General features: G+C 36.9%; 6 protein-coding genes. All 6 read left to right on the top strand.

The features are described 5' to 3' along the window. The first annotated feature begins 254 nt into the window (after positions 1–254). Complete coding sequence (locus MTBBW1_RS26345) at positions 255–1,253, top strand: sigma 54-interacting transcriptional regulator (RefSeq protein WP_080809750.1); 999 nt, start codon at positions 255–257, stop codon at positions 1,251–1,253. 324 nt (positions 1,254–1,577) lie between these two features. After that, positions 1,578–2,990 (top strand): LamG domain-containing protein, encoded by a 1,413-nt coding sequence (locus MTBBW1_RS26340; protein ID WP_080809747.1) that lies wholly within the window; start codon positions 1,578–1,580, stop codon positions 2,988–2,990. 15 nt (positions 2,991–3,005) lie between these two features. Beyond that, on the top strand, positions 3,006–4,058 hold the full coding sequence (locus tag MTBBW1_RS26335; protein WP_080809743.1) for a hypothetical protein: 1,053 nt from the start codon (positions 3,006–3,008) through the stop codon (positions 4,056–4,058). A 499-nt stretch (positions 4,059–4,557) separates the two neighbouring features. Next, positions 4,558–7,809, top strand: a complete 3,252-nt coding sequence (locus tag MTBBW1_RS26330; protein WP_080809740.1) for a flagellin N-terminal helical domain-containing protein — start codon at positions 4,558–4,560, stop codon at positions 7,807–7,809. A gap of 596 nt (positions 7,810–8,405) precedes the next feature. Next, the gene (locus MTBBW1_RS26325) at positions 8,406–8,936 is read left to right on the top strand and encodes a hypothetical protein (protein ID WP_139786921.1); all 531 of its coding nucleotides are present in this window, start codon (positions 8,406–8,408) and stop codon (positions 8,934–8,936) included. A 174-nt stretch (positions 8,937–9,110) separates the two neighbouring features. Next, on the top strand, positions 9,111–9,548 hold a 438-nt coding region (locus MTBBW1_RS26320), incomplete at its 3' end, for a tyrosine-type recombinase/integrase (RefSeq protein ID WP_145980998.1).

The following is a 9,548-nucleotide window of genomic DNA, read 5'->3' as shown; positions in this document are numbered from 1 at the left end:
GATCATCCTGTCTGCCAAACCTCACCCCCCGGCCCCCTCTCCATGACTGGAGAGGGGGAGAATAATGCAAAAAGGGTACACTCAGCTGATTTAAATTTGATTAAAAGTAGTTTACACTTCCCTTTAATTGTCTGAATCACGGATTGCCACAGATTACGCCGATTACACAGATTTTTTAAATCAGTGTAATCTTTTAATCCGTTTAATCCGTGATTCAGACAAAAGAATAAGCCTCAAAAAGTGTAAACCGATAAATGAAAGGTTCTAAATATATGAAAGACTCTCCCTTTGTTGAAATAATCACTGGCAATCAAAAAATGTTGGAAATGTTTCAACAAATCAATTCTATTTCAGCTTCACGCCAACCGGTTTTAATAACTGGAGAAACAGGTGTAGGAAAAGAACTTTTCGCTAAAGCAATCCACAAAAGCAGCCATGTAAAAGGTCTTTTTGTACCAATCAATGCAGCAGGTCTTGATGAAAACACCTTTTCAGATACACTTTTTGGTCATGTCAGAGGTGCATTTACAGGTGCAGAAAAAGAGAGGAAGGGGCAATGTGCAAAAGCTGACAATGGAACCTTATTTTTAGATGAGATTGGAGATTTGAGTTTATCTGTTCAGGTAAAACTTCTAAGATTGCTTCAGGAGGGTGAATATCAGCCATTAGGCAGTGATAAGACACAAAAAACCAATGCCAGAATTCTTGCTGCAACCAATGCTGACCTATGGGAACTTCAAAGAGAAGGAGGTTTCAGAAACGACTTGAATTACAGGCTCCGCACACATCATTTTAATATTCCACCATTGCGTGAACGTTTAGATGACATCCCTTTACTGGTCAATCACTTTCTGGATGAGGCATCACTTGAATTCAAAAAAAGGCCATATGCCACAGAAGATATTTTTAACCTTTTAAAGCAGTATTCCTTTCCAGGAAACATAAGAGAACTCCGTTCCATGGTCTATAATGCCGTGGGGAACTATCAATCTGGTGCACTTTCATTGGATGTTTTTCAATCCTATATCAATCGTCAACAACAAAATGAAATATGCTTTACTGAATTGGCAATAGACGCAAACTCGCCTTTTTCCTCTTTTCAAACCCTACCCACTATCAAGCAGGCAACTGAATATCTTGTGATTGAAGCCATGAAGAGAGCCAACGGAAATCAAACAGTTGCTGCAAAGATGCTTGGTATCTCACAACCCGCCTTAAGTAATAGACTCAAAAAAATGTCAGTTGAGAAATAGATAAAACAATCTGAATCTATACATTTAAAACTGAATCTATAAACAAACATAGAAGCATAATTATTATTATACATTCATTTAACATGTTGATATTTATGCTTTTATCTGTGCCCATTTGAATATCTTATAATTTTTATTATAATAAATTTAGTTATAAAATCCTAATACTATTGCAAATATACTTTGTAATTTCAATTAGTTAAAGTTTTTTTACTCTTCTGGTATATCCATTGCATTGCATTGTGAACATCTTCGAATGAAACAATTTTTGTTTTCTATATTTCTGAATCAAGTTCACACTCTTAAAGTAAAGGGGGAGACTAAATGATAAATAAAAAAGAATACAAATGGATGGTATCCGGATTATTTGCTCTGCTTTTTTGTGCAATCGCTATTCCTGCAATGGCAGCAAACCAGACAATTTTGGATGACAACCCCGTAGCTTATTGGGCTGCTGATGGAGATGCAACAGATTCAGCCAACTCGTATGATGGAGCATTTGTAGATGGCGATGTTAATTATACCACTGGAGCAAACGGACAGGCATTTGAATTCAGTGGGGATGGAGAAGAAGTTAATATTGATGGTACCGCAGATGCTTTAAATTTTGGTACAGGAGATTTTACTGTAGAAGTATGGTTCCGATTTAATTCTGGTGCACCTTTGAACCAAGAGTTTGGAATAATTAATAAGAATATTTATTGGCAGAATACTCCGGGGTGGGGAATTGAAGCGGGTACATTTAGACCGCTATGTGATAGAACAAAATTTGTTGCCGCTTTTTATTTAACGAATGGTTCTTGGAGCACAGACATAGTGGTAAACACCTTCGCATTAGACTTTGATGAATGGTATCATATAGTAGGAGTGCGAGAAGGTGATACTCTTAAGGTGTACATCAACGGCTCATTAACTGGACAATATACAGCTCCAAGTGTGACTGCTAACGTAAATAACACTACACCGATACGTATTGGCCAACATGCTTGGAGAGAGCCTTTCAATGGTGCTATTGATGAAGTAGCCCTGTTTAATCGTGCTTTAACTGCTGATGAGATTTATAGTCATTTTCAAACCGGAGGTGGTGAATTTAGTATAGAAGGTGCTATGTATTCAATGGATTGCTCTGGAGAAATAATTCCTTCAAGCACCACTGACAATGATCCAGGTACAGAAAGCACAGATAGCTCTTCTGACCAGGTATTTACCCAGGCTGATATAGAAGCTGCAATAGCGGAGGGAATGCAAAGATGTATAGATGATCCAGCTTCATGTGGAATTGTTGTGGGCAGTGTCTGTTCTCAAGATGATTTAGAGGAACAATATACTCAAGGTGTTATGGATGGCTATGATCAAGGTCATGATGATGGATATCAAGAAGGTTTGATCGACTGTGAAGCAAGCGTTGATGCAGAGTCAGATTCTTCTCTTGTGACTGGTTTTTCAATAAAAAGCTTTAATATCCATTCTACAACAGGTAAATTTAATTTCAATTGCGATCTTGAATACGACAAAGCTGATAAAAATACTCTCGTAGATATTGAGTTTAAGCTTAATGGATTCTCTGCCTTTGTTGATACTGTAGAATTAAAATCAGCTAAAACAATAACTGGATATTTCTCAAGTCAACCTGCAGAAGGTACTATTGAATTCTTTATAAACAGCACATTAACAGGTTCTTTTGATATCGGGTATGGTAGTGGTAGCAGCGATAATGAACTTCATCTTATAAAATAATAAAAGGATATGAAAATGAAAAAAATATACTTTATTGCACTGACACTTATTTGTTGTTCTCTCTTTATATCTACTCAAGTCATAGCAGCGGGCAGCTTTATGGAATGGTCATCTGCACAATCAGGTTCAGGTGAAGGCATTACTGCAACTGTTTACTCGAAGATTACAAAAGGAAAATTAGCATTTACAACCATCACTGTTGACAATTACGATTATATTGAAAGTTTTGATTCCACTTTTTCCAATCTTCATTATAGTTGCAGCGATTCAAATAGTTCTGCTGATATTTTCTCTGTGATTAATTTTTCATCTCCATTACCAGAAGGCAGCAAAATTATTGCAATTGATGTTGATTATTACCAAGAGACACTTTCGTTTACAAGTGGTGGCTTCCCATTAAATCTTGTTGATCAAATTGAAACTTCAGCTGGAGCAGTATCTGTTTTTCCTACATATGATTCATTGAGCGGACAATTGCAAGCAACCCCTGATATTGAAAATGACAATCAAAAAGAAGCATCTATCTTTGACGCTTCCGGCCTTACATCCGTTCAAATCACTTTTGAAAGAGGAAAAGGTTCTGGTATTCTGATCGCTATCTGGATTGATTCAAGTGCTGTTCAGCAAACCTTCACTCAAGCTGATATTGACAATGCAATAGAAGAAGCTCGAATGAGTGGATTGGAAGAAGGTTTCCAGGCTGGATTGGAAGAATGTAGTAGCCTGTTATCACAATCTAATACGGATATTGACATAGAAGAGATCCCAGTATCAGAATTTAGGATCAAAGCATTTAACATCCACACTGATTCTGGAAAATTCAACCTGAACTGTGATTTAACATACGAAAATTCTGATAAAAATGAATATGTAGATGTGGAACTGGCACTGAATGGAGAAGTGGTTTTTGCTTCTAACTGCACACTGAAATCTGCCGAAACCATTATTGGAAATTTTTCTTCAACACCTGAAGAAGGTCTGGTTGAATACTATTTGAACAGCACACTGATCGGTTCATTTTTTATTGAATACAAGAATGGAAATAATGAACTTCACCTTGTTAAGTAAATCCCAAAACCAATCGATATATTTTATCCCAAAGATACTTAGGACGAATAACAACAATCAATGTCTTATTTTGCATATAATGTAAAATAAGACATTTTACTTTGTCAGAAACAGCATATTTTTTTGTACAAATTCATTCAGTGCCGTATCTTACGATTTAAATTAATATTTTGTTCTGCACTACAATTATTATCAGCAAGATTCTTTTGCTTGTATCAAAAAAAATACAAAAGGACAATCTACCTTCCCAAGGTAATCCCAGCCTGAATTTTTATTACAACATTTAATATTGCCCTGTAAAAAAATCCAAAAAACTTCACAAAAACAGATACTTGCCAAAGCCCAACATTTTATACAATACCGTATATATTGGAAACCAATATAAAAAATATTTAAGTTCCTGAAGCGATATCCGATTATATTATGAGCATAATGAAAAAATATATTTGTATTCTATTTAACTTATTGTTCAGTGATATATCAGGATTCCAGCGACCTTATGGGGATATGCATTAATACAAATACTACTGCTTTAAATTGTATTCGATTTATGAGTAGAAATACAAATAATTTAAGGCGTTCTATTGAGAGGTTATCTTCTGGCTTGAGGATTAATAAAGCTGCAGATGATGCTTCTGGTATGCACATTGCTGACTCACTGAGATCCCAAAGAATGGGGTATGGACAGGCAATAAAAAATGCAAATGATGCCATCTCTATTGCTCAGATAGCAGATGGTGCATTACAAGAGTCTGTAGCTATCATTGACACTATAAAAACCAAATGTATTCAAGCATCTTCTGATAGTCAAACATCCAAAAACAGAAAAATAATACAAAAGGATATTTCAGCTCTTCTTGACGAGTTTGATATGATAGCTGAGACCACATCGTTTAATGGGCAAAAATTATTATCTGGTAATTTTATAAATAAGTCCTTTCAAGTAGGTGCTAATTCAGGTGAGACTCTCAAGATTTCAATAAACAGTGCGGAATCAAATAAAATTGGTCATGTCAATACCCAATACATTACACCTGAAGGTGAAGGAATACTATTGCTGGATTTTGATGACGGTTCCGGTAACCAGATAAAAATAGAAAGCTTGTTAGCATACGATAATGACGTTGATCATGGAATAGGCAAGATAGCTGATAAAATAAACCGAAGATATGAAGCAATGCAAATTAAAGCGTTTGCTGAAGTCAGTTTAACCCATTTTATCTCTGAAGGTAAAACCGAAGAAGATTTTTCTATCAATGGAATTAAAATAGGAAGCCTGACTATCGAAAAAAATGATAGCCATGGAGCTTTAGCAAAAGCAATTAATGATCGAACCTCTGAACATGGTGTGCGTGCTATCTCAAACATCAATGGAAGTTTAACCTTTGAATCTGTTGATGACAGAGCAATTTCAATCAAAAATGGCGGTGATGTTTTCCAGAAAAAAGAACTCTCAACTGTTGGCAGGCTGAGAATTATATCCAGAAATGATGGAAGGATATTGAATTTAAACGATCCTCCATTAATTCAAACAACATCAGAACCTTTAATTTATGTTGAAAGAGACGGGCCAATTAATATTGACCCGGAACTTAGTTTAGGCGACCCAGATGATAAGCATATGTCACAGGCAGTTGTTAAAATTGCAGAAAATTATGTTGAAGGTGAAGATGAACTAGTTTTTAAAAATATAGGGAACATCACCGGCTCATGGGATAAGGGTTCTGGTAGATTAACGTTTACAGGTGTTGATACTGTTGCAAATTACGAAGCTGCATTAAGGTCTGTATGTTTCGATAATAAAAACAAATCTGTAGATTTTCAGTCTTCACTGAATCGTAAAATTGCCTTTACGGTGACAGACAATAATCGGGAAATTGTCAATAAAGATTTAGAAAATGACGGAAAACTAACTTCACCTACAGCTTACAGAAACATTGAGATCATGGAAAGATATGCTTCCTATGAAAATGCTTATAAATTACCTGAAGATTATGCCTCTATTTTAGATGTATATCAAACTTCTAACAATTATTATCTCAGAGGGGAACTGACTAATGGTGACAGCTATGTTGCGAAATTCGATTCTTCATGGAAACAGATTTGGCCAGCGTCTTCAAACACTCCCAGTAGCCCTTCCATCACAGGAACTGTGACAAATTGGTTTTTTTTTAATGATGATTTATATGCTATTGGCATCAGTGCAGGTAAAACCTTTATTGAAAAACACAATGATTCAGATGGTACCCAGGCGTGGAGACATGAATATACAGGAAATATAACCGGCGTAAAGTTTAATGGTACTGATATGTATCTTGTGGGAGACGACGGGGCTAATTCCTTTGCCGCACAAATTGATACTACAACTACTAATCAATGGCTAAGTAACATCACAGGGAACATAACCGATTTAATAATATCAGGTACCAGCGTTCATGTGATCGGTGATGTTGGTGCGGACTCTTTTGTTGAAACACTGAATGAGAATAGTGGTGCTACTAATTACAGAAGTAACATTACGGGTACCATGAACGATTATGAAATCATTGGCTCCACGTTATATGCCGTTGGTAGAGATGGCACAGATGCCTTTATTGAAAGATTTGATAGTGGTGCTTCTACGTGGAGACAAGCACCAGATTCAGATACTGTTGGCGGTAATAGTGTCGCAAACAGGATTTCAACCAGCGGCGGAAATGTATATGTTCGAGGCAGTTTCAATGGAACAGTGGATTTTGACCCTGGCATAGATGATCCTTCAACAGATGACGGAGACCCTTTTACCACAAGTGATATTGAAAACCTTAACGAGCTGACAGCTATAACTTCTCCAGATTATTTCACCTGGGTATTTAAAAATGACGGAGATTATGTAGATGCCTATTACAGTGCTTATAACAATTCGCCCACAGGCACCACCCTCAGAACTATAAATGCCATTAGCGACAATATTTCTCTTCCAACCTTAGTCACTGACCCAGATCACTATAGATACAGACTCTCTGATTTTTCAGGAAGTCATACCTTCACGCCCGGTATTGATGATGTTGTAGATGAAACGATAGACAGTAATGGAGCTAATGATATTTATTTATCCAAACAAACTAATGATGGTGAATATGAATGGATTAATCACATTGGTGGAACCGGCATTGATTCCATAAGTCTAATAACTCTGGATAGAGACAGTTTTACAGACCTGAGCGGCGATGAAGATGGAAGCTTGTTTATTTTGGGTTCTTTCAATGATACAGTTGATTTTGATCCCAGCAATGGGGTCGCCGAATTGACAAATACAGACGGAAATGGATGCTTCTTTGTTGCTCAATATTCACAACCATATTTGGAATATCTATCTGACCCTGTCCCGATTTCTTCAAATAAAGGTGGAAAAAGCTATGTATGGTACACTGTATCAGAAAAGGAGTTATCAAAATTAAATGATTTAAATGTAAGCACTTTTCCAGATGCTCAGTTATCAATGGAGATAGCAGATCAATCCTTGATAGAATTAGATCGAATAAGGAGCAATATAGGCTCTGTACATAATCAGTTAGAGTCAACAATTTCAAATTTATCTAACTCAATGGTGAATATTGCAAGATCAGAATCAACTATTCGGGATGTAGATTTTGTATCTGAATCAACAATTTTATCCAAGATTCAGATCTATATGCAAACAGGAACCTTTGCACTGTCTCAAGCAAATTCATATGCCAAAAATGCCCTGTCATTGATTGAAGCAATTTAGAGATATTCCAGTTGATGGGCATATCAATACTGTATTGTATCTTTCTCTAATTTTTTAACGGCACTCTGAAGTTTTCATTTTGAAAGATGTGCGTATCTCTGTGTCATTTTAATGTCAGAGTGCCCCATAAGCTTCATCGCCGTGTACAAATCTTCTCCATTCACTTCTTTTGACATCAAGCTGATTGTAGTAGTCCTGATCGGGTCAACCCCTTTTTTATGGAGAGTTTTTTCTCGTAGATTGAATCTGATTAAGTAATGTCCGGTTAGGTTTTTGCATTGCGATATTTTTGGAACTACTTATAACAAAATGAGTACCAATTTTATAATTAAATATCACATTAGGAATGACTTAGTTATGGAATAATAATATCTAATGTAATATTTTTCGATATTTAAATGTTTTATTTTTACATTAACAACTATACACGCAAGAACCTATCCGGACATTACTGGCTATCAATACATCTTTCGGCAAGCTTCATTTCCCAGTTTACACTTTCTGGAGAGAAAACTCTGATGTGCGGAAATCTCTCACAAAAAAGTGTAAAGTACTTTTGGGTTCAAATGAAGGATGCCCGAATTACGAGAGATTGCTTGAATGGACTCTCTGAATCAAATAGGGCATACGCCATAGACAGTGTTCAGCAACGGGAGCAGTCAGATCCGCAAGTTTATGTGGAGTTTTTCAAAATACTCATATTAGATCCTGCTCCAATTGGCTCATTATGGAGCGAAAAAAACTACCCATACTTGTGGTTTAAGCCGAACTATTTTCAAGGCAAGGCGTACCCTGACTGCTTTGTCTCCGAAATAGACACCGTTGCGGCAGACTCAGAAAAGGCGATGGAAAATCACAATCAATGGGTAAAATATGTCCATGAGAACTATTCGGAGAAGTACGTGCAGGAACACCTTAGTGATGATCTTCCCAATTTTCTCCAAGATTATCAGGACCTGCTTTGTTCCAGGGGATTTTCATATGCAGATGTGTGGGAGCTGAAACAAATACATCTTAATGCTCTGTATGAAGCAACGGTCAACGGTCAATGGCCTTTTAAAAGACGAAAAAACACTCTATGTGATGAAAAAAGAAGGAAAGTCGTTGAAGATAGTCTTCAATGGTAAGCCCACAGCTATAGCGAACGGCATTACACAGATCACATTTATTATGCCAGGCGTTGGTGTAAGGCTTGGCAGGATATTAAGTGTGTTGATATTACGCTGGATATGGTGCAGTCCTATCTCCTGAAGCGCAAGAAGGACGTATCCGCTATTACAGCCAATAAAGAGCTGCGGTTATTGAGAAGCCTGTTTAACTTCGGGGTTAAGGCCCCCAGGTGCTTGATTTCCAACAACCCTACTGTAGGCATGGAGTTCTTTCCTGTCGATAAAAATGAGAAGTACGTTCCATCCAAGGAGGATGTGCTCAAAGTCATTAACGAGGCTGACTTTTCTACTCAGGATTACCTTTGGACGATAGTCTATACCATGGGAAGAATGAGTGAGATTAATAGACTGAAATGGGATGACGTCAATCTGAAAGAAAAATACTTGGTCCTTTACACACGGAAGAAAAAGGGCGGGCATTTGACACCAAGACGGATTCCATTGAATCAGAAACTGTTCAACATCCTCTCTGAAAGGTACAAAGAATGTGATAAGGACAAACCTTGGGTCTTCTGGCACCGATACTGGAGCCGAAAGATTGGAGATTGGGTGGAAGGGCCTTTTATCTAT

The organism is Desulfamplus magnetovallimortis (genome assembly GCF_900170035.1).
GTDB classification, from domain to species: Bacteria; Desulfobacterota; Desulfobacteria; order Desulfobacterales; family Desulfobacteraceae; genus Desulfamplus; species Desulfamplus magnetovallimortis.
Note: the sequence above shows the minus strand (reverse complement) of the source record. Positions and strands in the feature narration are given on the sequence as shown.